Source organism: Chloroflexota bacterium (assembly GCA_020161265.1).
GTDB lineage: Bacteria > Chloroflexota > Chloroflexia > Chloroflexales > Herpetosiphonaceae > Herpetosiphon.
Genome location: JAIUOC010000004.1, coordinates 231644 through 254231 on the forward strand (window position 1 = coordinate 231644; position 22588 = coordinate 254231).

At 50.7% G+C, this 22588-nt stretch carries 20 protein-coding genes; 13 read left to right on the plus strand and 7 right to left on the minus strand.

Features of this window, described 5'->3' with window-relative positions:
* Positions 1 to 280 precede the first annotated feature (280 nt).
* The 8 genes from LCH85_10915 (at position 281) to LCH85_10950 (ending at position 8486) form a co-directional block, all read left to right on the plus strand.
* On the plus strand, positions 281 to 2179 hold the full coding sequence (locus LCH85_10915) for an ATP-binding cassette domain-containing protein (GenBank protein ID MCA0352493.1): 1899 nt from the start codon (positions 281 to 283) through the stop codon (positions 2177 to 2179).
* A complete protein-coding gene (locus LCH85_10920; protein ID MCA0352494.1) occupies positions 2176 to 3213 on the plus strand; it encodes a sulfate ABC transporter substrate-binding protein in 1038 nt (345 codons plus the stop codon). The genes LCH85_10915 and LCH85_10920 overlap by 4 nt, the downstream gene beginning before the upstream one ends.
* The gene (gene cysT, locus LCH85_10925; GenBank protein ID MCA0352495.1) at positions 3210 to 4049 is read left to right on the plus strand and encodes a sulfate ABC transporter permease subunit CysT; all 840 of its coding nucleotides are present in this window, start codon (positions 3210 to 3212) and stop codon (positions 4047 to 4049) included. The genes LCH85_10920 and cysT overlap by 4 nt, the downstream gene beginning before the upstream one ends.
* Positions 4046 to 4855 (plus strand): sulfate ABC transporter permease subunit, encoded by an 810-nt coding sequence (locus LCH85_10930; GenBank protein MCA0352496.1) that lies wholly within the window; start codon positions 4046 to 4048, stop codon positions 4853 to 4855. Before cysT ends, LCH85_10930 begins: the two co-directional genes overlap by 4 nt.
* A gap of 181 nt (positions 4856 to 5036) precedes the next feature.
* The gene (locus tag LCH85_10935) at positions 5037 to 7085 is read left to right on the plus strand and encodes a HAMP domain-containing protein (protein MCA0352497.1); all 2049 of its coding nucleotides are present in this window, start codon (positions 5037 to 5039) and stop codon (positions 7083 to 7085) included.
* Positions 7066 to 7749, plus strand: coding sequence for a response regulator transcription factor (locus LCH85_10940; protein MCA0352498.1), 684 nt, complete (start codon positions 7066 to 7068; stop codon positions 7747 to 7749). The genes LCH85_10935 and LCH85_10940 overlap by 20 nt, the downstream gene beginning before the upstream one ends.
* Positions 7750 to 7806: 57 nt before the next feature.
* Complete coding sequence (locus tag LCH85_10945; GenBank protein MCA0352499.1) at positions 7807 to 8139, plus strand: hypothetical protein; 333 nt, start codon at positions 7807 to 7809, stop codon at positions 8137 to 8139.
* 26 nt (positions 8140 to 8165) lie between these two features.
* Positions 8166 to 8486, plus strand: a complete 321-nt coding sequence (locus LCH85_10950; protein MCA0352500.1) for a hypothetical protein — start codon at positions 8166 to 8168, stop codon at positions 8484 to 8486.
* 38 nt (positions 8487 to 8524) lie between these two features.
* Here the strand turns inward: LCH85_10950 and LCH85_10955 are convergent, their stop codons facing one another.
* Positions 8525 to 8980, minus strand: coding sequence for a redoxin domain-containing protein (locus LCH85_10955; GenBank protein MCA0352501.1), 456 nt, complete (start codon positions 8978 to 8980; stop codon positions 8525 to 8527).
* 73 nt (positions 8981 to 9053) lie between these two features.
* Between LCH85_10955 and LCH85_10960 the strand changes: the two genes are divergently transcribed.
* Positions 9054 to 9560 carry a hypothetical protein gene (locus LCH85_10960; protein MCA0352502.1) on the plus strand — a complete coding sequence of 169 codons (507 nt, stop codon included), beginning with the start codon at positions 9054 to 9056 and terminating at the stop codon, positions 9558 to 9560.
* Positions 9561 to 9689: 129 nt separating this feature from the next.
* On the opposite strand, the gene LCH85_10965 is transcribed toward LCH85_10960, so the two are convergent.
* The 3 genes from LCH85_10965 to LCH85_10975 all read right to left on the minus strand — a co-directional run bounded on the left by LCH85_10965 (position 9690) and on the right by LCH85_10975 (position 13371).
* A complete protein-coding gene (locus LCH85_10965; GenBank protein ID MCA0352503.1) occupies positions 9690 to 10154 on the minus strand; it encodes a GyrI-like domain-containing protein in 465 nt (154 codons plus the stop codon).
* Positions 10155 to 10271: 117 nt separating this feature from the next.
* On the minus strand, positions 10272 to 10550 hold the full coding sequence (locus LCH85_10970; GenBank protein MCA0352504.1) for an HU family DNA-binding protein: 279 nt from the start codon (positions 10548 to 10550) through the stop codon (positions 10272 to 10274).
* Positions 10551 to 10770: 220 nt separating this feature from the next.
* Positions 10771 to 13371: a lipid transporter gene (locus LCH85_10975; GenBank protein ID MCA0352505.1), complete on the minus strand. Its 2601-nt coding sequence runs from the start codon at positions 13369 to 13371 to the stop codon at positions 10771 to 10773.
* A gap of 264 nt (positions 13372 to 13635) precedes the next feature.
* On the opposite strand from LCH85_10975, the gene LCH85_10980 reads away from it, so the two are divergent.
* The 4 genes from LCH85_10980 to LCH85_10995 all read left to right on the plus strand — a co-directional run bounded on the left by LCH85_10980 (position 13636) and on the right by LCH85_10995 (position 16688).
* A complete protein-coding gene (locus LCH85_10980; protein MCA0352506.1) occupies positions 13636 to 14307 on the plus strand; it encodes an MSMEG_4193 family putative phosphomutase in 672 nt (223 codons plus the stop codon).
* A gap of 37 nt (positions 14308 to 14344) precedes the next feature.
* The gene (locus tag LCH85_10985; GenBank protein ID MCA0352507.1) at positions 14345 to 14947 is read left to right on the plus strand and encodes a DUF3090 domain-containing protein; all 603 of its coding nucleotides are present in this window, start codon (positions 14345 to 14347) and stop codon (positions 14945 to 14947) included.
* Positions 14948 to 15119: 172 nt separating this feature from the next.
* Entirely contained in the window at positions 15120 to 15875 is a 756-nt protein-coding gene (locus LCH85_10990) for an SCO1664 family protein (GenBank protein ID MCA0352508.1), read from the plus strand.
* Positions 15876 to 15890: 15 nt separating this feature from the next.
* Positions 15891 to 16688, plus strand: coding sequence for a nitroreductase family protein (locus tag LCH85_10995; protein ID MCA0352509.1), 798 nt, complete (start codon positions 15891 to 15893; stop codon positions 16686 to 16688).
* Here LCH85_10995 and LCH85_11000 read toward each other — a convergent pair.
* The 3 genes from LCH85_11000 to LCH85_11010 form a co-directional block, all read right to left on the minus strand.
* Entirely contained in the window at positions 16685 to 17770 is a 1086-nt protein-coding gene (locus LCH85_11000) for an STAS domain-containing protein (protein ID MCA0352510.1), read from the minus strand. The genes LCH85_10995 and LCH85_11000 overlap by 4 nt on opposite strands.
* A gap of 215 nt (positions 17771 to 17985) precedes the next feature.
* Positions 17986 to 19656: an acyl-CoA dehydrogenase family protein gene (locus LCH85_11005; GenBank protein MCA0352511.1), complete on the minus strand. Its 1671-nt coding sequence runs from the start codon at positions 19654 to 19656 to the stop codon at positions 17986 to 17988.
* Positions 19657 to 19903: 247 nt separating this feature from the next.
* Positions 19904 to 22585, minus strand: coding sequence for a DUF5682 family protein (locus LCH85_11010; GenBank protein MCA0352512.1), 2682 nt, complete (start codon positions 22583 to 22585; stop codon positions 19904 to 19906).
* Between the last annotated feature and the right edge of the window lie 3 nt (positions 22586 to 22588).

Sequence of the window (22588 nt, forward strand, 5' to 3'; positions counted from 1 at the left end):
AGTTCTGAAAGCACATCGCAACCGCTAACCAATCGTCAAGCACAGCTTGGAACGCCCTTTGGAATGATCAAGTGTGATGATAAGAGTAGCTAGATACAGCATCTGTTTGAACGAATTTGGAACGCCCACGCGGTACGGCGAACCCGCCTGGCAGCATCACCCACGGATGCGCTCGGTTGCCCGCTCAGACTAGTAACTAGCCCAACGATAAGCCAGTTAGCCAATTTGGAACCGAATTGGAACATAGCTGGAACATGCTTGGAACCATAAGGAGGGTGCGATGTCGATTGTGCTTGATCAACTGACCAAACGCTATGAACATCATGCGGTGGTTAATCGGGTGGCGCTGCAAATTCACGATGGTGAGTTTTTTGTGCTGCTAGGGCCGAGCGGTAGCGGCAAAAGCACGATTTTACGCATGATCGCGGGCTTGGCTCCGGTCGATACTGGCCGAATTGTGCTGCATGGCCGTGATGTAACTGATTTGAACCCTCAGGCCCGTGATGTGGGCTTTGTTTTTCAAAATTATGCTTTGTTTGAACATATGACCGTGGCCGAAAACGTTGAGTTTGCCTTGCGGATTCGCAAGGTCGAGCGCAAGCAACGCACTGAACGCCGCGATCAATTATTAGAATTAGTTGGTTTAGCAGGGTTGGGCAAGCGTTTGCCGCGCCAACTTTCGGGCGGCCAACAACAACGGGTCGCTTTAGCCCGCGCCTTGGCGCATAATCCAGCAGTTTTATTGCTCGACGAGCCGTTTGGGGCGCTCGATGCCAAAATTCGCACCGATTTACGGCGTAATTTGCGCAGCATTCAACGTGAATTAGGCATCACAACGATTTTTGTGACCCACGATCAAGAAGAAGCCTTTGAATTGGCCGACCGTTTGGGCGTGATGAATATGGGGCGTTTGCTTGAAGTTGGTACGCCGAATGAGCTGTATCAACGCCCACAAACCGAATTTGTTGCGACCTTCCTTGGTAGCGCCAACGTGCTGCTTGGCCAATGCAACGATATTGGGGTGCAGGTTGGCTCGATGACGTTTCCGTTGCAAACATCCAGCCCTGCCGAGCATCATCCGGCGGTGCAAGTGGTTATTCGACCTGAAGATGTGGTGTTGGCCAGAACCGAGGCCGCTTTACGCTGCCCAGCTTTAGGTCAAGCGACGGTCGAAACCCAAACCTTTGTGGGAGCATTTGAACGAATTCGCCTACGCCTGCCAGCCTTGCCCGATGTGCATTCGATCGCGCCAGTACGTCCTTTTGGCGAGCAAGCCATTTTGATCGATGCCCTGCGCAACCCCGACGAAGCCCGCAATTTGCCAATTCAGGGTGGCGACCAATTGTGGATCGGCGTGCGGCGTTTGCATGCGCTCAGTCAACGTGGACTGAATGTGCTGATGCTCGCCGATAATCAGCCCGTGGCTGAAACTGCCTTGAATATTGGCGGTAATTTGGCTCGGCTAGCCCATGCGCGGGCCACCGTGGTTGCGCGTGATGGCAGCGAAGCCAGCTTGCGTGCCCGCATTCAAGCGGTGCGCGAACAACTTGGGGCGGGCTTGCCGCATCTGCAAACCCGTTTATCGACGGCTAGCTTGATTGAAACTGTGCGCAAGGAAACCGAACACGAGCCATGCGATATTGTCGTGCTCGGCACTGAAGCACGCAACGCTGAGCGCGATGCAACTCAGCTGTTGAGCGTAGCTCAACAACATGTATTGCTCGTGCCACCAAGCGCCAAACCATGCAACAAAGCCTTAATTTGTGTCAGCGATGGCGAGCCGAGCAAAGAAGATGTGGCCTTCGCTGGGCGTTTGTTGGGTTCGGTTGGGGCCAGTGCCACTTTAGTTTCAGTCGCCACCCATAGCAACGACATTGAACGCCTAGAGCGCTTTTTACAAACCAGCGCGGCAAGTTTACGCCGCCATGAAGTTGTGACCGCAACCAAAGTGCTGGTTGGCAATGTAGCCCAAAGCATCAACGCCGAGATCAAACGCGGGGGCTATGATCTGGTGATTGTCGGTGCGCCACTCGGAGCTTACAGCAGCAATTATGACCTTGGCAGTGTGGTTGGCCCATTATTGAGCCAAATCAGCGTGCCAGTATTAATTATTCGTTCTAGTTATCTTCAGCCAATGCCTGAACGGCTGGCTTTGAATGTGTTGGAGACAGTGGCATGAAACGCTTGCATTTCAGTTTATTGAGCTTGTTATTGGTCGGATTATTGGCTGCTTGTGGCGAGGCCAGCCAAACTACCACCAGCAATGCCACGGTTACCACTATCACCTTGGGTGCGTACACCACGCCACGCGAAGCCTACGCCAAGTTGATTCCGCTGTTTCAAGCCAAATGGAAAACCGATACTGGTGGTGAAGTCAAATTTGAAGAATCATATCAAGGTTCAGGGGCGCAATCACGGGCAATTGTTGAAGGCTTCGAAGCCGATATCGCGGCGCTTTCGCTCGAAGCTGATATTAATCGGATTAGCAATGCAGGCCTGATCACCCACGATTGGAAAGCTGGCACACATTCGGGCATGGTCAGTACCTCAATTGTGGTGTTTGCGGTACGCGAAGGTAACCCCAAAGGTATTCAAAATTGGGCCGATTTGGCCAAGCCTGGAGTGCAAATTTTAACGCCCGACCCACGCACCAGCGGCGGCGCACAATGGAACATTTTAGCGTTGTATGGGGCCGCCAAACGTGGTCAGATTACAGGCGTGCCCGCCAACGACGAAGCAGCAGCCCAAGCCTTTTTGGCTAGTGTGCTTAAAAATGTCGTGGTGTTTGATAAGGGTGCACGCGAAAGCATCACCAACTTTGAAAAAGGCGTTGGCGATGTGGCAATCACCTATGAAAACGAAATTTTGGTTGGGCAAAAAGGCGGCCAAACCTATCAAATGGTCATCCCAACGTCCACGATTTTGATCGAAAACCCGATTGCCCTAATCGATAAATCAGTTGAAAAACATGGCAATCGTCAAGCAGTCGAAGCTTTTATCACCTTCTTGCATAGCCGCGAAGCGCAAGAAGTCTTTGCTGAATTCGGCTTGCGCTCGGTTGATGCCGATGTTGCTAAAGCCACTGCTGAGCGCTATCCCGCCATCAACGATCTATTTACGATCAACGAATTTGGTGGTTGGAGCAAAGCCACGCCTGAATACTTTGGCGATGATGGTGTCTATGCCAAAGTGCTAGCACAGGTGCAACAATGACGACTCAAACAATTGAACGCGCGACCCCACGTTTACCGTGGGGTCGTTGGAGTATCCGTGGCGCTGCCTTAACCTATTTGGCAGTGTTTTTGGTATTGCCGTTAATTGTGGTAGTCGTTGATGGATTGGGCGCTGGCGTTGAATCGATCACCAGTGTGGTTAGCTCGCCAATTGCCCGCCATGCAATTTGGTTGACGATTTGGACTGGCCTCGTGATGTCGTTGATCAATGCAGTAATGGGCTTATTGACCGCATTCGTTTTGGTGCGTTATGAGTTTCCGGGCAAAACCTTATTGAATGCAGTCGTTGATTTGCCGTTTGCCATCCCCACCTTGGTCACAGGCGTGATGCTGGTGATTTTGTATGGGCCACAAGCGGCAATCGGCGGCTGGCTCAATCAACAGTTGGGTTGGCAAGTGATTTTCGCGCCCTCAGGCATCATTTTGGCCTTGCTGTTTACCTCGTTTCCATTTGTGGTGCGCTCGGTTCAGCCAGTCTTGATCAACCTTGATCGTTCAAGCGAAGAGGCTGCGGCAACGCTTGGCGCACCTGCTTGGCAAATTTTTTGGCGCGTGACCTTGCCAGCGTTGTTACCAGCCTTGGTTTCGGGCACATTGCTCAGTTTTGCGCGAGCCATTGGCGAATTTGGCGCGATTGTCGTGGTTGCTGGCAATATTCCGCTGCGTTCGCAAACTGCGGCTGTCTATGTTTATGGCGAGATCGAATCGGGCAGCCAACGTGATGCAAGCGCGATGTCGTTGGTGATGTTGGCAATTGCCCTTGGCACGATGAGCTTGGTCGATTGGCTCAGCCGACGGCGGGAGGTGCAAGCATGAACTGGCGCAAATGGCTGTTGATCAGCATTGTCGTAGGCTACATGGGCATTTTGATCATCGCCCCGCTAGGTGCAATTGTGTTTGGTGCCTTTCGCGAAGGCACAGCTGCAATGCTAACAGCGTTGCAACATCCCCATGTATTGCGCTCGTTTGGTCTAACCTTGATCATCTGTTTGGTAGTAGTAGCAATTCACGGCATCTTTGGCACGCTAGTGGCTTGGGTGTTGGTGCGGCATCAATTTATCGGCAAGGCATTCGTCAATCGGTTGCTCGATTTGCCATTTGCTATGTCGCCAGTGATCGTCGGTTTCACCTTAATTGTGCTGTTTGGGCGTAATGGTGTGCTCAAGCCACTAACCGAAGCGCTGGATTGGCAAATTGCCTTTGCTTTGCCTGGTATGATTTTGGCGACCTTGTTTGTAACTTTGCCGTTTATGGTGCGCGAGTTGATGCCTGTGCTAGAAGCATTTGGGCGCAAGCAAGAAGAGGCTGCCGCAACCTTGGGTGCCAGTGGCTGGCAAACCTTCCGCTTAGTCACATTTCCAGCCTTGCGTTGGGCTTTTTTATATGGTTTAGGCCTGACGTGTGCCCGCGCCTTGGGTGAATTTGGAGCGGTGTTAGTAATCAGCGGTGGGATTCAAGGACGCACCGAAACCGCCACGGTCTATATTTTCCGCGCCCTTGATGATCGTCAATATGCTGGAGCCTATAGTGCGGCCTTGCTACTTGGGGCCATCTCATTAGTGTTAGTATTAGTCATCGATGTGTTTCATCGGCGTTCACAAAAGAGTATAGAGCAACGCTAGGGATCAGGGGTTAGTGGCTAGGGATCAGGGGCTAGGAATCAGGATTTTAAGGTATGACTATTGGCCGAAGGCTTTGGGCTATCGGAACATGGCGTGGGATTGCAACGATTCCAATAGTCAATAGCCTATCGCTTCGTGCTCTTCGTGCTCTTCGTGGATCAATTTGGTAGATGGCTTGCTCATGCAGTTACGGCCTAAAATTCGCTTACCAACGCTGCTAATCGGCGTAAATTTGGCAGTTTTGATCATTGCCATCGTAGGTATTGCTACGGTGGCAATTGGTTTGTTATTGGAACTGGGCGATGATCAAGGCTTGGCGCGGGTACGCCAAGGGGTAGCAATCGCCCAAAACGATGTACAACGCTCTGGTAACGAGGTATTAACCACCGCCCAACTGTTGGCCGAACGCCCAACCCTCGCCCGCTTACTGCAAACCAACGATCAGGTTGCCCTTGAAGATTTTCTGGGCCAATTTCAGGCCACCAGCGAACTGGCTGGCTGTGCAATTTATCAAGATGGTCAATTATTGATTGCGGTTGGCACGGAAATTCCAGCCATGCCTGCGCTCGATAATCGCGCATTATTGCTTGATGGAGCGTTGTTAGGTTTAGCCGCCCGCGTGCCACTTGCCACCGATCCCAGTGTGATCGTTGCAGTCTGGATTGAGCTTGATCAGCAATATCAAACTGAATTATCGACTATTTTGAGTTTACCCGTGGCGATTGTGCCCCAACAACGCCTGACTAACCCTAACGACCCCTTGACTGCAACCCAAGCTGCCGCCTTGACGACCAACACCATTACCGATAGCTACTTGCGCGAACAACATCACTACATCGCTAGCGCCCCATTATTGGCCAGCACTGGTCAGCCAATTGGCGTGGTTAGCGTAACCTTGCCTGATACCCAAATTCGTAATTCGGCTCAGCGGCTTAGTGAAGTGCTGCTCACCATTGCATTAGTTGGCGGAGTTTTGGCATTTGGCTTAAATTTGTTGGTTGGGCGCTATGTTGGTTGGCCGTTACGCCGTTTAACCATGGCCGCCGCTCAAATCGGGCGAGGCGACTTAACCACGCCAGTTGCTCCAGCCAAAGGCGTTGAAGTGGGCATGTTGGCGGGCACATTGGAGGATATGCGCCAGCGTTTGCGTGGCCTGACCGCCGATTTACAACGCCAGCAAGCCGAGGCCAACGCGATTTTGGCTGGTATCGTCGAAGGTGTATTCACGGTGGATCGTGATCGGCGGATTCGCTATTTGAACCAACAAGCCGCCAGCATGCTTGGCATCGAGCCAGAGCAGGCAATTGGCCGCTTTTGTGGCGATGTATTGCAACCACAATTAGTCGATGGCGTGCGTCCCTGCGAGCAGGCTTGTCCAATTATTCATGCGCGGTTTCGCGGCCAAGCCCAAGCCACCGAACATTTACAATTGCTTGATGGCCGCCGCCGCACCGTGATTATTACCAGCGCTGGCGATGCTGAGCAAAACCATGTGCAAGTGATGCGCGATGAAACCGATATTGAAACCTCACGGCGCTTGCGTGACACAATTCTCGCCACAATCTCGCACGAATTTCGCACCCCGTTATCAGCCCAATTAGCCTCGTTGGAATTGCTGCTTGATCAATTGCCGCAACTATCGACTGCCCAGATTCGCCAATTAATCGTATCACTACAGCGTGGAGCCTTGCGTTTAACCTATTTGATCGATAATTTACTGGAAAGTGCGCGGATTGAAGCAGGCCAATTGACGATTCGGCGCAGCGAAATTGCGCTTGATGGCGTAGTTGAGGCCGCCGTCGAATTGATGTTGCCCTTGATCGAACAGCGCCGCCAGCAGGTCGAGGTCGATTTGCCTTATCCGCTACCGAATGTCGCTGGCGATGCCACCCGATTAACTCAAGTATTTGTTAATTTGCTAGCCAATGCCAGCAAATTCTCGCCACCTGATACGACAATTGCGATTGGCGGCGAAGTAACCAGCGACCATTTGCTGGTATGGGTCGAGGATGAAGGGCCAGGCATGCCGCCATCGCCCAGCGAATCGCCGTTTCGCTTGTTTGTGCGCGGGCGCAACGAGCCAGAGCAAAGCGGTGCAGGCTTGGGCTTGTGGATTGTTCAATCAATTATTGAGCGCCACAATGGCCAGATTCATGTACCAGCCCGCAGCCTTGGCACGCGAATTGTGATTGAATTACCCAGAGGAACTGATGAAGATTTTAGTCGTTGATGATGATGCTGAATTGCGCGGATTAATTGGTTTTGCCTTGAGCCAAGCAGGTTATGCGGTAGTGCAAGCAGCTGATGGCACGCAAGCATTAACCCAATTTGCTGCTGAACAACCTGAATTAGTAATTCTCGATGTGAATATGCCTGGTTTGGATGGATTTGAAGTTTGTCGGCGCATCCGTGCCCAGTCGGCAGTGCCGGTCATGCTCCTAACTGTGCGCAACAGCGAAGATGATCTGATTCGCGGCTTGGATGGTGGCGCTGATGATTATCTCAACAAGCCGTTTAGCCCGCGCACTCTGACGGCGCGAGTGCGTGCGCTGTTGCGGCGCGTTGGCGGCGAACGGCCAACACCGTTGCAACAAGGCGATTTAGTGCTCGATACCGAGCGCCAAAGCGTTAGCCGCGAAGGCTTGGGCTTTGTCGCCTTGACCAATCGTGAATTTCGTTTGCTGCAATATTTATTGGCCAATGCTGGGCGGGTCGTTAGCAACGAGCAAGTCACAATCCACGTTTGGGGCCATCATGGAATTGGCGATCGCACCTTATTGAAACAATTGGTGCATCGTTTACGCCAAAAAATCGAGCCAAACCCCGCCGAACCCCAATATTTGGTTACGATCCCCAGTGTTGGCTATATATTGCAGCCCAACGGCGCAAGCTAGAGCTGCATCAAACCCCAGCCAACCAACGTACAAGCTGCGACTATTTGGGAGAGAACAATGAAACGTAGTCAGACATTGATGTACGCAGCTGTTGCGCTTGGTGGTGCAGGTATGGTCATCGAGCGCTCAATCAATCTTTTCAATAGTAGCTCGCTTGAGGTAGCTTTGTTTGGGGTTGCCATGCTTGGTTGGAGCTTATGGGTTACGAGCCATATCGGCTACTACTGGCTTTTCATGCGCCAATATAGAGCCACAGAAACCGAACCACGGCCAACCCTTGAACGATTTAACTCATGGCTCAACCCTACCCAGCAACGGGTTTTGATTATATTGCAGGCTAGCTCGGTTGGATTTGGGATGTTGTGGTTATTGAGTAAGTGGTTGCTCTAAAATAACCGCAGCATTTGGAGAAAACGATGAAATATTTAAAGCACATTCTATTTGGCTTGGTTGGATTTTTCGGCATAACTTTAGCGCTGACCAGCAGTTCATTTTGGCAAAATGGTGAGTTAACTGCTGGCCTGAGAATGCTAATTGATAGTTTGCCAGGCGTGATGTTGATATTTGCCAGCTATGTGCATGCCCGCTATCACCCGCGCTATCGCCAAGATCGCCAGCCAATCAAGCAAGCTGGTGGGCTTTGGCCCGATTGGCTACCAGATTATGCTTTTAAAACCTTGGCGGGCTTGGCATTAGTACAAGGCTTGTTGATTATTAGTCTATCAATCATCAAATAAGCCCGTTGCGCGATACGACATTGTATCGCGCAAGTTTGTTACAACGTTTCTAAAACCCGAATGACCTCATTTTGGTCGGGCTGTTGGCCGGGGTTAGTCACCGAAACATGGCGAATAATGCCAGCTTTATCAATGACAAAGACCGCCCGATTGGTAAACCCTTCAGGTCGCAACACGCCATAGGCCTCGGAAACATGGCGCTGATAATCGCTCAGCAACTGATATTCTAGCCCAAGTTGCTCGGAAAAGGCTTTATGCGACCACTTGCTATCGGTGCTAATGCCAAAAATCTCGGTATCGCGTTGATCAAACTCAGGCTTGCGAGCTTGATAGCTGGGCAATTGCAACGAACAAACAGGGCTGAAATCTAATGGATAAAACAAAAGCACAACGTTTTTTTGGCTTTGGAAGTCGGCCAAGTGTACATCGCCTTCAGTGCCCGTTAATGTCCAATCGGGGGCTTGATCGCCCACTTTGAGGGTGGTACTATCCACGCGCAGCGCTCCTTAAAATGACACACTCTAAGGCTTACATTATACTCCGCATTGGAGTTAGGTGAGAGGAATTATGACAAGTCCAATATCAACAATTATTGAACAGGTTGCCCATGGCAATCTCAAAACCTTAAGGGCTGAGCAAATTGAGCTACACGCAGCCTATTTGTTAGTCGATCAGGCGATCTTTATGTGGGTGAGCCTCGTTAAAATCGCCCAAGTCACCGTTTACAAGGCTTTTCCGACCAAGCAATTGCTAATTTCAAGCGCAGTTTTAACCATGCTTATGGGGCTAAAGCAACCGATCTTGATTGAGCCAGCCCAAAATATCTTATCGGCTGGCCTGATTTTGCGGATCGTCTATCTCTTTTACGATTATTTAGGCTGGCGCGATCAGGCGGGGTTGCTGATTATGCCGATGACGGATTTCGCTACTGAAAAAGATGCCGCAATTATAGTGATCCATGAAAATCCTGAGTTTATTGGCCAAATGCTTGAGACGATCAAACAAGCCTTGACTCAGCCTGAAGTAGCTTCTTACACAATTGATTGTAAAACACAAATGATTAAAGCTTTATAAGTTTGGAATCACCACCCCTCTGCCCCGCCTCAAGGCGGGGAACGCAGGGTGTTTTCATCCCCCTGCACCCCCTAAAGGAGAATTTTCGGATGCTTGCGGTTCTAAGCTTTACTCAAAAGCTGGGATGATTTATTGAATTGCAATCCAAATTTCGGCCTGATCAGGCTGGGCAAAATCATAGTATTCAAAATCGGCGGTATAGCTGCGTTGATGTGGCTGGGGTTGACTAAAATACTCCCAAATTTGCAGCCACAGCCCAATCACATCGCTCGGTTGGGTAATTGTGCCCTGCCAACGAAGATAGCGTTGGGGTGGAATTGTAACCTGACTTAAGCCATCGCCAAGGGTTTGATCGCCACTCACAGCATGACCAACGATCAGATCATATTCGCCTTGATGATCGCTGGCATAGTTGGTATACACCCCATAGCGGCTGGTTAAATCGGCGTTAGCCAGTTGTTGGCTAATATTTTCGCCAAAAAAGCGCTGATAGAGCGGGCCAATCAAGCCCGTGCGCGGATCAGCCTCAGCCTGATTGGTGGTGCGCGTCGCCAAGCCTGCAATCGTCAAACCAGCACGTTCATAGACTTGCATACAGATTCCTCATACAAACACAACAGCTGATTATATAAAACATTTGTGCTATTTTCAAGCATAAAAAACCACAGCTAAGCGCTTGGCCTAGCCGTGGTTTTTAGGGGGTGACCAAGTTTATTTCTCGGTCACAGCCTTTTTCAAGTTGCTACCAGCCGAGAATGCTGGGGCGCGGGTAGCAGGAATTTCCAATGGCTCACGGGTTTTGGGGTTGAAGCCAGTACGAGCTTGGCGTTCGCGGACTTCAAACGTCCCAAAGCCAGTCAAGACGACCCGATCGCCAGCAGCCAACGCTTCGGTGATGCTTTCGAGCAAGGCGTTAACTGCTTTGCCAGCTTGGGCTTGGCTCAAACCTGATTTTTCCGCAATGGCCTTGATCAAATCCGATTGATGCATTTGGAGTTACTCCTTACACTACCTGTCTTCACCAGAATTGAAAGACAGCCGCATGGCTTTAGTATCCTCGTAATACCACAAGCATTCGCGATATCACCTACCTTATATCACCCGTGCCAAGAATGCAAGTGGTTTTTTGGCTCAGGGAGTAGGTTTTTGCCCTGATAAAAAGCAAATGCAGTGCCATGAGCACTGCATTTGGGCCATTCATTAAGCTTCTTTAGAAATTCGTGTTCCAAATTGGCCAGGTTTGGGTTGCGGCACTCCAATTCCAAATCGTCCATTCGTTGCGGCTCTTCCAGCCACCCGTCCATTTGCGCCATTGATACCAGAGGAAAATGCGCACTGCCAACGGTTGTACCGAAACATTCAGGCCTAAGTTGCCGTGGAAACCATTGGTAATGTGATAGGTCGCGCTAGCCTTAGCTTCGAGCGAGGTCTTGAGGAAGTCGGCGTTGATGCCTACCCCACCGCGAACGATGAACAGAGTTACTGCGGCGGTTGCACTAGCCGAAGCCCAAACCGTTGGCGTAATCGAAACATTAGCGCTAGCTGAGATTGGCACATCACAAGCGGTTGCAACAATCTTCCAAGGAATTGAGATGCTGCCACTGGCCGACAAGCCCAACTGAATCGGAATCGGACCAACCATAAAGGTCTTGGTGAGCGAGAAGAAGGTGATGGTTGTTTGATACAAATTGCCAGTGCGTTGAATGCCACAAGCGATCCGTTCCTTGATTGGAGTAAAGACGTTGTTGCCTAAGACTTTGACATAGGCTTCAAAGTAGCGATACTTGGTGCCATTTTCGGTTTGCACATATGAAGTGGCTTTGGCTTCGGCTAAGCTGTAGCTCCACGACCAGGCATGGGCTTTGGCTTCACCGTGGGCGAGGGCGGTAATATCTGGGCCATCGCTCAGGTACAAGCGAGCTTTCAATTCGCCCTTGAGGTCGCCGCCACCAACAAACTTTTGCCAGTTCCAATCGAAGGCGTTCAAGCTTGGAACATCGCCATTGGCGTAGAGCAATTCGCGGGCCGTGTGGCGAGCAACAGCGCTGGTTTCGCTGGTGTAGGCTTGCAGCAACAAGGCTTCGGTTTCAGCTGCTGGGAACTTGCGCAAGGCATCAATTGCCGAGGTGCGCACGATTTCGTTGCTATGGCTCAAGTAGCCACTGATAACGCTCAAGTTGGTCGCTGGGCCAGCATTGCCCAAGGCTCGCAAGGCTAGGTCGCGGTCGAGGTCGGTTTTGGCTTTGGCCAATTTGGTTTCGATAATTTGGCTGAGTTCTTGAGCCAATTGCGGTTGTTTGGCCTGCACATTATTGGCAATTGCGCCCAAAACCAGCAAGGCTTGCTTGGCATCACTGCCATTGGCTTGCACCAACTTGCGCACTGCGCTGATGGTTTCAGCACTTGGTTCGGCAACCACCGTCAAAGCAGTCAAGGCTTGGGTACGAGTGGTTTGATTCAGGCTTTGGTTATTGACAAAGTGCTTGACGATCAAGGCTTGAGCTTGGCTATCAACCACGCCAGTCAAGGCACCGATGATGCCTTCGTGCAAGGCTGGGTTGGTACGACCGCTCAATTGTTGATCAAGCTGGGTCAAAGCGCCATCAACGGTGTTCAAGGTTGCGCGGAGGCGGGTCACGGCGTTGGGGTCGCCAGGTGCAGCCGCAAGGTCTTTCAAGGCAGTCATCAAATCGACAGCCGCCAAACCACGGTCAGCATCAGCTTTATTGCTGGTTACGCTGGCGACAATATCGGCTGATTTGTATTCTTTGCCTTCGATTGTGCGAATCAGGTTGGTAATTGATTTGGTGCTGGCCTTGCCTTCAAATGATTGTGGCTCTAAGAAGCCAGGAATCGTGCCGTCATAGCGAATTGAATCGTCAGAATCAGCTCCCGATTCGATACCGTAGCCCGATCCTTCGTAGTTATTCAAGCTATTTTCGGTGCTGAAGCCGCTGCGAATCCGTTGGGTCGTGGTATTTTTGAGCAAGATTCCCGCTCGCAAATCGTAGACTGCAACGCTGGTGCTTTCAATTTTGGTTGCTTCAGCATTGGCAATTGAACGATCAGCGAAGCTCTTGTAGGATTTTTCGGTACGTTTTTTGGTAATTTCAACCGTTTGGGCATCGATCATGCGGCTGGTGTAATCGGCAGTATATACACCTGAAACATCGCTTTCACCAATGCTATACGGTTGCAAGCACTGAATTTGGGTAGGGTCAGATGAGCACTCGCCGATTGGATTTGGATCGTAGAAGAGGTACATTTGCAACTGCGAAAGTGCTGCTCGCTTGATATTTTGCACATCTTCAGTATCAGCACCATCGAAATACAGGCCATAGATCGTGCCATTGCGATCTTGTTGGAAGTAGAAGGGGCGGGCTAATTCAGCATCGGTAGCTGGCCCAATTACTTCAGGATCAGTGACCTGTTGCCAGCCAGCTTCAGTTTTGTTGTACATCACTGGGCTAACAACTTGAGCACGTAGGTAAGCACTGTAGCTATCGTAGGCATAGCGTTCGACTTGCAAATAGCCTTGAAGATTGAAACTGTTGCTATCGTTGCGAATACCACTGCTTTGCTCTTGAGTGGTTGAAACCGTATCAACCACTGTTGACCAGTAATATTGATAGATACTGTTTGCTGGATAGTAATAGTTTTCACCTGGCACGGTAGCAGGCAATTCACTTGCAGGTGTCGCTTGCTTGCCTTGGCGTTGGGCAGCAGCGCCACTTGGAATCAGTACCAACTGGACGGTCAAGGCGGTCAGGAGAATCAGCGAAAACAATCGAACCAGACGTGGATGAGCCATGGTTTCCTCCAAATGTGTATAAATAATGGGTGGTGGTTTTTCGAAGTAGGAGTTTGTTGTCTGGCTCTATTTCATCATATTCAATAATTCAACACTAGTTCTTAAGCGATCCTTAAAGCGATATACAACCGATACAGCTAGCTATATCACTAGCCAGAATCCTGTGGTTGTAAATGTGCCATTGCTAAAATATCGGTTTCCATTGGGCTTAAAATCGCCGTATAATACGATGTATTGTGCGTCGTAGCGGAGGAATCGATACCAATGACGACGTTTTTGTTAATTCGCCATGCCACCAACGATATGGTTGGCAAAGCCTTGGCTGGCTGGACTCCCAACGTCCATCTGAATGCTGAAGGTCAGGATCAAGCCCAACGCTTGGCTGAACATTTAGCCAAAGCTCCGATCAAAGCAATCTATAGCAGCCCGCTTGAGCGAGCCGTCGAAACCGCCCAACCAATTGCCCAGCAGCTCGGCCTCGACATTCAAATCTTGGCGGGTGTTGGCGAAATTCAGTTTGGCGAGTGGACAGGCCGCACGATTAAAGAATTAGCTGATACGCCAACTTGGGCCAATATTCAGCGCTTTCCATCGGGCACCCGCATTCCAGGCGGCGAAACCCTGCGCGAGATGCAAAATCGGGTCGTCGATGCGCTCGAAGCCTTGCGCCACCAACACCCCGATGATCTGATCGCCGTTTTTGCCCATGCCGATGTGGTCAAAGCGATGATCGCCCACTATTTGGGGGTTCATTTAGATTTATTCCAACGGATTATTATCAGCCCAGCCTCAGTCACGATTGTCTCGGTCAACGATAGCGGGCCACATGTGCTATGTGTCAATCACACTGGCGAAATGCCTAGCTTTCCTGAAGCCAAACCTGCTTCAAGCGATTCGAACGACGTTACGCCAGAAACTGAACGGCCTGTGGGCTAAACTAAACTCTCTCTTGCACTGAATTGAAAGGTTCGGCATGTCAGATTTCGTCTACGATTTACGGCGCGTTAGCCATATTACGGCAGCAGCAGTTGGTCAACCAGGCCAACGCACCTTTTATTTACAAGCTCAAAAAGGTAGCGATCTGGTTTCATTAATCACCGAAAAAGAGCTGGTTCGGGCACTCTGCTTGCGCATTGACGATATTTTGGAAGAGTTGGATAAGCGTGGGGTTGCTCGACCTGATGCTTCCGAGGAGCCAACACCCGCCGAATTGCTGCTGCGCCCACCATTAAATCCCTTCTTTCGCATCGCTCAAATGTCGTTGGCCTACGACCCAACCAGCGATTTGTTGGTGATCGAGGTCGAAGAATTTCAATTGGCCGATGATGAGGACGATGAGGAAATCGACCCAATTTTGCAGCAAAATACTGAGGCCGAGGAAAGCAAAAACGACCCACGACGAGTGCGGATTTCGGCAACGCGGGCGCAAATGCAGGCACTCAGTCGCAATGCCATGGACATTATCACCACTGGCGGGCGGCCAATTTGCCCTCAATGTTTGCAGCCAATGGAAGATGAAGGCCATCTGTGCGTCAAGAAAAATGGCCACGGCAATAAAAAAGCCTCGGAAATGTAAAAGTAGGGGTCGGGGGATGGGGATCAGGGGTCAGGTTTAAGCAAAGGGATCAGAGGCTAGGGATCAGGGGTCAGACTGGTTTGGGTTAGGGGCAGGCCATGGGGATTAGCCAACGCCCGATCCCCAACCCCTGACCCCCGACCCCTCATTTTGCCCAACACTGAGGTAGCCCATGAGCGATCACGAATCAGAGCAACCCCAAGCGCTCGAATTGGCAACGATCTTGCAAGTGCTGCGCGATGGCCGGATGGAATTGCAGGGATTATTGCCATGGAGCAGTAACTATACGTTTTTGGTTGAAGTCCATGCCGACGATCAGAGCGAGCTCGTGCTTGGGGCTGTCTATAAACCACAGCGTGGCGAAAACCCGCTCTGGGATTTTCCTCAGGGCACGTTGTACAAACGCGAGGCTGCTGCATTTTTGATTAGCCATGCCTTGGGTTGGCATTTAGTGCCGCCAACCGTCACCCGCGAAGGCCCACACGGCGTTGGCTCAGTGCAATTGCTGATTCATGCCGATTATGAACAGCATTTTTTTACCTTGAAAGAAGGCCATGAACGCGAGTTTCAGCGCATGGCCTTGTTCGATATTGTGATCAACAACGCTGATCGCAAGGGTGGCCATGTGTTGGTTGACGATGATCAACGGATTTGGGCGATTGATCATGGCATCTGCTTTCACGATGAATATAAGTTGCGTACCGTAATTTGGGATTGGGTTGGGCAGGAAATTGCTGAAGCCGATTTGGCCGACCTCAAGCAACTCGATCAAGATTTAGAGCCAGAAACCAGTCTGACCATCGCACTGAATAATTTGCTCTATCCGCGTGAAATCAAGGCTATACGCCAACGACTTAGCCGCCTAATCAGTAGTGCCAAATTTCCCGCCTCGTATGGGCAGCGCTCAATTCCATGGCCGCCCGTTTAGACAAGGAAGTCGTCTATGGATTTGCTTGATGCAATTCGTTCGCGCCGCACCACCAACGGCCCATTTGAAGATCGCCCACTCGACCCCACCCATGTCCAAACCATTTTGGAGATGGCGGCTTGTGCTCCCTCGCACTTCAATTCGCAGCCTTGGCGTTTCGTGGTGATTCAAGATCAAACGACGCGCATGCAATTGGCCGAGATTGCTGGCGAATCGATGCAAAAATTAATGGCTGGGGGTCGCTTCTGGCAACGCTATCGCAAATATTTTCGTTTCTCCAAACAAGAAGTTGATCAACGGGGCGATGGGATCTTGATCGACAATATGCCAGCAATTTTAAAACCATTTGCTAAATATATCTTTACTGAGCGTGGTGGCGAGTTGATGGCCAAATTTCAAGTGCCCAAAGTGCTCGGCAAAGATGCCCGTAAATTAGTCGCTGGTTCGCCCTTGATTTTAGGGATTACGCTCGATAAAAGCGAATACAAACCTGATGATTTATCGGGCATGTACTCGCTACTTTCCTTGGGCGCGGTGATGCAAACGATTTGGCTGACTGCAACATCGTTGGGCATTGGCATGCAATTTATCTCGACCCCGATGGAAGTTGAGGGACAATGGGAGAAAATCACCAAGCTGTTACAAATACCTGATGAACATAGCTTGATGGTGCTCTATCGCTTGGGCTATATCCCGCAGGCCGCCGACCGCCCAACGATCGATTGGACTTCATCGCAGCGCAAACGCACAGCGGCTTTAGCCTATGCCAATCGTTGGGACCAACCGTTTGAGCCAGCAGCCAAGCCCGATTAATTATAGTTGGGAATGCGTTGCAAGCCTTCTTGTAAGGTTGCTGAAGTGCTAATTGAATCCAATTCAAGCCCTAAGGAAACCATAGCTTGGGCAACTTCTGGTCGAATCCCGACCAACATAGTTTCAGCGCCAAGCAAGCGAACTGAGCGCACCACGCTAATAAAGCCTTGGGCAACTTGACTATCAACCACCACAACCCCGGTAATATCCAGCACCAAATGTTTGATCGACTGACGCTGCACCGCTTGTAAGGCATTCTCTTGCAGGCGGGTCAGGCGTTCACTGTCGAGCGCCCCAATCAATGGCATCACCAAGACTTTGGCTGCCACTGGCAAAACTGGCACGCTCATCTCGCGAATCACTTCACGCTGCTGTTCAATCTCATCAAGCAAGCGTTCTTGGGTGCTAGCCCGATCTTGCAATTTCATGAGAGCGTTTTCAAGGTCAGCAGTCCGCTCATGGACTTGGGCTTCTAACGAGGAATTTAATTCGGCCAATTGCTTGGCATTTTGCTCAATGGTGCGCTGACCTTGAGAAACCGCAGCAAACGCATTAACCGTAATCCGGCTATTCACAAAGCTAATCACCGAGCCAATCATCGTAATTAAGATAGCATGCGTTACGACACCGCCAGTTGTTGCAACCTGATCAGTTGTGGGATAGGCAAATGCTAATCCACCAATAATAACCCACGCCCCTACCAAAACCATCAAAATTTGCCAAGGCCGCAGCACAACTCCAGCAATCAGCACTGGAACCAGCAAATAGGCTAAGGTATAACTCGTCTCACCACGTAAAAACATCGGAATCGAGACGATCACGGCGGTAGTAATCACCACAATCCAGCCAGCAAAAGCCACTTTGCCCCGCCGCGCCAACGGAATCACCACCACCGCTAAAACCAAGCCTAAGCCCAAAGCCACAGCCGAGGTCAATGGTTTCGGGTTAAAGAGCAAGGAAGGAATGGCAATTACAACAATAACAAGGATCGCACACATCACGCTGATAATAATTTGGCCACGTCGCCGCACATCTTCAAGCGGATGATCAACCTGAGCTAACCACGCAAGTAGTGCCTTCATGAAAAAACCCTTTTTGGCTCAATGGGCTAAAACAACCAGTATTTGCATCGCCGCAGATTGGGAAGAATAACAAGTTGCCCTACTATACCCTAGCCTGTAGTTGCACGCAAACAGCCAACAGTACTAGGGCTAGCCTGCTTTTTCATAGTACTAGCGCCATTTATTGAAATACGGTTGTTATAAAATGTTAGGTATTATTCTTACAGCTATCGCCCTCAACTAAGCAACATTTGGTTATCGTTAGCATCACTCGGGGCAATTAAATTAATCGCGCTACAACTAAACCGGCGGGCCGCTGCCACCAACCAACGATCATTCGGGGCAATCAAGGCGGCTTGGGCATGTTCGATTAACAACGCCAATTCCAATGCTCGCCCAAGGGTTAATGCCCAACGCCGTGCCCCCATTTCAGCCAAATGTCGATCAAGGCTGCTTTCAGCAAGCCATTGTTCGCATTGATCAAGCGCGGTTTGCGCCACCACAATCGCTTGGCTCAGGCTTGGCTCATGGGCATTGCTCAGCCACAGATTAACTTGTTCACGCAATGCGGGCCAAATACTTGGGTCTTCGCTAAGTGCTCGTAGGCTATCGAGCGCTAAAACATTGGTTGTACCTTCCCAAATCGAAAGCACTTGCGCATCGCGCAACAGGCTAGGCAAGCCTGTATCCTCAACATAGCCCGCCCCACCAAAACTCTCAATAATCTCGCTGGTATGGTTTACTGCTTGGCGAGCGGTGGTCAATTTGGTAATAGATGTTAATAATCTTAATAATTGTCGCTGTTGGGGCGTGCTCCGGCCAGTTTCATCTAAACCCAACAATTCAATTAAATAGAAGGTCAGCAAAAACGCGCCAGCATACTCGGCCTGCAAACCAGCCAAGGTATCGACATGCAGGGGTTTTTGATTGAGCAACGAGCCAAAAGCCCAGCGTTTTTGGGCATAATCTTGGGCGAGCGCCATGCCACGCCGCATAAAGCCCACCGCCGAAACGCTGTTCCACGTGCGGGTAATTTGCAACATCGGCACAATCGCACGCACGCCATCACGCAAGCCTTGCACCGGAATTGCTGGCGTGCCAAGCAGATTCAGCTCAGCCGTTGGTACTTTGCGCGTACCCAATTTATCTTTGAGCCGATTAACTTCGATCTGATTGAGCCGCCCGCGTTGATCACGGGTTTCAACGTAGAACAAAGCCAAGCCACGCCCGCCAGCGGGATTGCCCTCTGGTCGCGCCAACGTCAAGGCCATTTGCGAGGTTGTGGCCGAGCTAAACCACTTGCGGCCATACAAACGCCAAGTTCCATCCTCGGCTTGGCGGGCGATCGTTTCCGAAAGCCCAACATCTGAGCCACCAGTCGATTCGGTCATCCACTGGCCGCTCGTCCAAAATTGGTCAGGATCGCGGCTAGTTAAATGCGGTATGGCTCGTTCGATCAAGGCCTGATTGCCCGCTTGGAGCAAGGTTCGGGCAGCACCGTCGGTCATCGCCAAGGGGCAACTATAAACATCGCTCGATGGATGCAAGAGATAGGCTAAGGCAAATTGACAAGTGCGCGAATATTCATGGAAAGTTTGCTCGTAGCCTGTGGCAATCAGGCCATAACTGGCGGCGATCTGCTGAGCACGTTGCCAGAGCGGGGTCAATACAATCTGATCAATCCGCTCGCCCCAGGCATCCCATTGAGTTAATTGCGGCTCGTTCAAACGATCAGCCAATTGCAACTGATACAGCTCGTTGCCAGCTAAATCGCCGATTGTTTGTAGCGCAGGTTCGATTTGGGTGAGGATTTCGGCGGGTAAGCGGCGGCGGAGATACAACTGGAGCAGGCGATCATTGCTATATTGATTGCCAAGTTGTGGGGCTGGTTGATTAAAGGGTGGCATCGTTGCAACTCCCAAATATTAATAAAACCAACGAATGCCTGTATTATAGCGCTCAAAGTAGCTTCACGAAGGGGCTAGGGATAAGGGATCAGGAGTTAGGGGTTAGTTTGGAACCATGAAATTTGTTTTTAGCCCCAGATTTAGTTGATTAGAATCCTATGCCCATTACCTGATCCCTAGCCCCTGAAGACTCTCTCCTCTGCGTTAAATCCCGATCCCCGACCACCAACAACCGATCCTCGAAACCTTAGCCGATATTCAACAGCACAGCCAAGGCCTGCATTCCGGCTGGGTGAGCCAAAAGCAAGTCATGGGCCAATTGATCGTCAGGGCTTAATTCGGTGCTGATTGCAATTTCACCCTCAGGCAGCCGTTGTTGATCGTGCATCCAATTGGGTTGCCACGCACCAAGGCCAGCCAAATCGCTGGGAAAAACCAAGGCCGCTTCTTTGATCAACGGCTCCAGAATTGTGGCGTTGCGCCGTAATTGCAAAATAAAGCCCGGCAACCATGGAATCAGCACCGAATCGGGCACAATTCGGAAGATATGGCTCAAAAGTTCAACCACGAACAACGAAATCCGTGGGGCAAATTTCAAGGCCAAAATAAAGCCATTCAGATAGGCTGGCAGCCCTTGCAAACTTAGTGAATCTTCGGTGAGATGTTCGAAAAATTCACGCATTGATTGAATACTGCGCCGATTGAGCAGCCACTCGGCCACCCACAACAAGCCAAGTTTATCGGGGGCAACCTCGCCCTTGCCAGCCAGTTCAACGCTAATCAGCAATTCGCTGCGCTGGCAGCCAACCGATAAGGCCAAACTTTCGAGCGAAAAGATAAAGCCCAACATGCCTGCCACGGCTTCGGGCGTAGTGCCGCGATCAGCGATAGCCTGCGGCAGCAGCGAGGCATAATGGCTATAACCAGTTGCTACAAACGATTCGAGCCAAACCGCCAAGCCTTGAGGCGTGGTGCGATAATATTGCACCAAATGGCGAGCACGGTCGAAAATATCGGGGGCATCTTGCACACCAGTTTCTTGAATCAACAAGGCACGGCTGTGAAACCCAAGTTCCTCGGTAAAGCGTGGGCTATGCAAATACATCAAGCTCGCTTCGGCGGTATGCAGCGCTTTGGCCGCAGTGGCATCATCGCCAAAAGCGCGTTGGCGCATGCGCTGCTCTAGCACTTGCTCCAAGGTAATGCCCTCGTAGCCCAGTTGAATCACATCGCGTTGGTATTTGCCAATTCGAATTTCCCACGATTCTTGCAGTGGTTTGCTGCCAAGTTTGCGCTCGCCAATGATTGGCTGAACCACATAATTACCCAACAAATAATTCAAGCGCCAAAGCAACTCTGAGCTATCAAGCAAATCGGGGCGTTGGCTAAAATCCATTAAGGCACGTTGGTTGGTTTTGGCATACAGATTGATATTCAACGGCGCTAATCGATCATAGATATTTTTGGCTAATGGCGGCAGCGATTCATAACCAACCGTACCAACTCGATCGCCGCCCAACAATACCCGACACAATTGGCTGATATTGCGTTTGCGTGGCGTGCGATCTTTCTCCAAACAGGTGATCGCCGCATCTTGAAAATCGTAGGGCGAGGGCTGGCGGCGATTACGAATATTGGCCAAAAGATAGGCGGTTTCATAGATGGCAATTGAGTCGGCGGTGCTCGCCAGATAGCCATTTTCTCGCGCCAACCCCACAATTCGCGCACACCAATCGATCAATTGCTCATGATCGGCTTCGGCCACTTCGGGCGGCATGCCCAGAAAATTGACCAAGGCCTGCGGATTGTGGGGTTGTTGGCTGGCAACGGCTGGTGCTTTGTTGCGACTAGCTTTGGGTGGTTTTTGCTCCTTGCTCAGCTGAAACTGCTTAATATCAACAGCTTTGAGGCTTTTGCGCCAAGTCGATTCGGCCAAGGCAATTGTGCCTGGTGGATGATTGAACTGTTGCTCAATTGCCACAAAACTTGATGGAATCAGCCCAAACAGCCATTGAGTATTGCTTTTGGCGGGCATTTCAGCCCATTGCTCAGCAGTGTTAGTGCCAAATTCGGCCACATCGCTGGCCAAATGCGCTGCTCCACAAATATACAAAGCCTCATTTGGCTCAATCGCATGTTCGGCTAAATGTTGTTTGATGCGTGTCCACATATAGCGTTCACGCAAACGATCGTTGATCACATCCTGTGGTTTGCGGCCAAGTTGGTGAATTAAGCTGCCAACCAAGGTCATTACCTGGCGATAAATGGCATAATCGGCGTGCAAAATCACCCGCTCAACATATTGCTCCCACCACTCGGTAAAATGGCGTGCGTTGGAGTTTTGCAGCAAATAATGTAGAAAATCGTCAAATGTCGGTTCTAAAGAGCCAATCGTCACCCCAATCGACTTGCCATGCAGTTGGGCAGCCTCATCATCGTCATCAGTTGCATCTTCGTCGATTGTTGGCAAGGGTTGCCATTGAAACACATAATCAACTGGCCGATCAACAAAAACCAATTGGGTTTCGGGGTGGGTTAAGGCATAGGCAATCGCTTGATATTCAGCCGACGATTCAGTCAGCGGGGCAACCACGCTAATTGGCAACGCCTCGGCTGGAACCAGCTCGCTTTCGGCGGCAAACGCCTGAAACGCCACCGGCAATTTACAATCGCGCAAATGCCCCACTAATTCGAGCATATCCTCGCAAAGTTCAATATAAATAACTTTTGGCTGCTTTTGATGCAAGCGGCGTACCAGTTGCAAGGCCGAAGCAGGCGAATGATGCGCCACCGGAAACAGATCAAGCGGCTCGTGTTCAGCTCGCTCAACATCATGGGCCATGCGTTGGAGCAAGCGTTGCAGTGCCTCAGCATCTTCGCTGAAGGCTGCCGCTGTGGCCTTTAATTGTTGGGTTAGTGAATCAAGCATGGG

Coding starts and splice junctions, on each gene's coding strand:
- LCH85_10915 (MCA0352493.1), top strand. CDS start 281: ATGTCGATTGTGCTTGATCAACTGACCAAACGCTATGAACATCATGCG.
- LCH85_10935 (MCA0352497.1), top strand. CDS start 5,037: ATGCAGTTACGGCCTAAAATTCGCTTACCAACGCTGCTAATCGGCGTA.
- LCH85_10985 (MCA0352507.1), top strand. CDS start 14,345: ATGTCAGATTTCGTCTACGATTTACGGCGCGTTAGCCATATTACGGCA.
- LCH85_10945 (MCA0352499.1), top strand. CDS start 7,807: ATGAAACGTAGTCAGACATTGATGTACGCAGCTGTTGCGCTTGGTGGT.
- LCH85_10970 (MCA0352504.1), bottom strand. CDS start 10,550: ATGCATCAATCGGATTTGATCAAGGCCATTGCGGAAAAATCAGGTTTG.
- LCH85_10930 (MCA0352496.1), top strand. CDS start 4,046: ATGAACTGGCGCAAATGGCTGTTGATCAGCATTGTCGTAGGCTACATG.
- LCH85_10990 (MCA0352508.1), top strand. CDS start 15,120: ATGAGCGATCACGAATCAGAGCAACCCCAAGCGCTCGAATTGGCAACG.
- LCH85_11005 (MCA0352511.1), bottom strand. CDS start 19,656: ATGCCACCCTTTAATCAACCAGCCCCACAACTTGGCAATCAATATAGC.
- cysT (MCA0352495.1), top strand. CDS start 3,210: ATGACGACTCAAACAATTGAACGCGCGACCCCACGTTTACCGTGGGGT.
- LCH85_10920 (MCA0352494.1), top strand. CDS start 2,176: ATGAAACGCTTGCATTTCAGTTTATTGAGCTTGTTATTGGTCGGATTA.
- LCH85_10950 (MCA0352500.1), top strand. CDS start 8,166: ATGAAATATTTAAAGCACATTCTATTTGGCTTGGTTGGATTTTTCGGC.
- LCH85_10960 (MCA0352502.1), top strand. CDS start 9,054: ATGACAAGTCCAATATCAACAATTATTGAACAGGTTGCCCATGGCAAT.
- LCH85_10995 (MCA0352509.1), top strand. CDS start 15,891: ATGGATTTGCTTGATGCAATTCGTTCGCGCCGCACCACCAACGGCCCA.
- LCH85_10965 (MCA0352503.1), bottom strand. CDS start 10,154: ATGCAAGTCTATGAACGTGCTGGTTTGACGATTGCAGGCTTGGCGACG.
- LCH85_11000 (MCA0352510.1), bottom strand. CDS start 17,770: ATGAAGGCACTACTTGCGTGGTTAGCTCAGGTTGATCATCCGCTTGAA.
- LCH85_11010 (MCA0352512.1), bottom strand. CDS start 22,585: ATGCTTGATTCACTAACCCAACAATTAAAGGCCACAGCGGCAGCCTTC.
- LCH85_10975 (MCA0352505.1), bottom strand. CDS start 13,371: ATGGCTCATCCACGTCTGGTTCGATTGTTTTCGCTGATTCTCCTGACC.
- LCH85_10940 (MCA0352498.1), top strand. CDS start 7,066: ATGAAGATTTTAGTCGTTGATGATGATGCTGAATTGCGCGGATTAATT.
- LCH85_10980 (MCA0352506.1), top strand. CDS start 13,636: ATGACGACGTTTTTGTTAATTCGCCATGCCACCAACGATATGGTTGGC.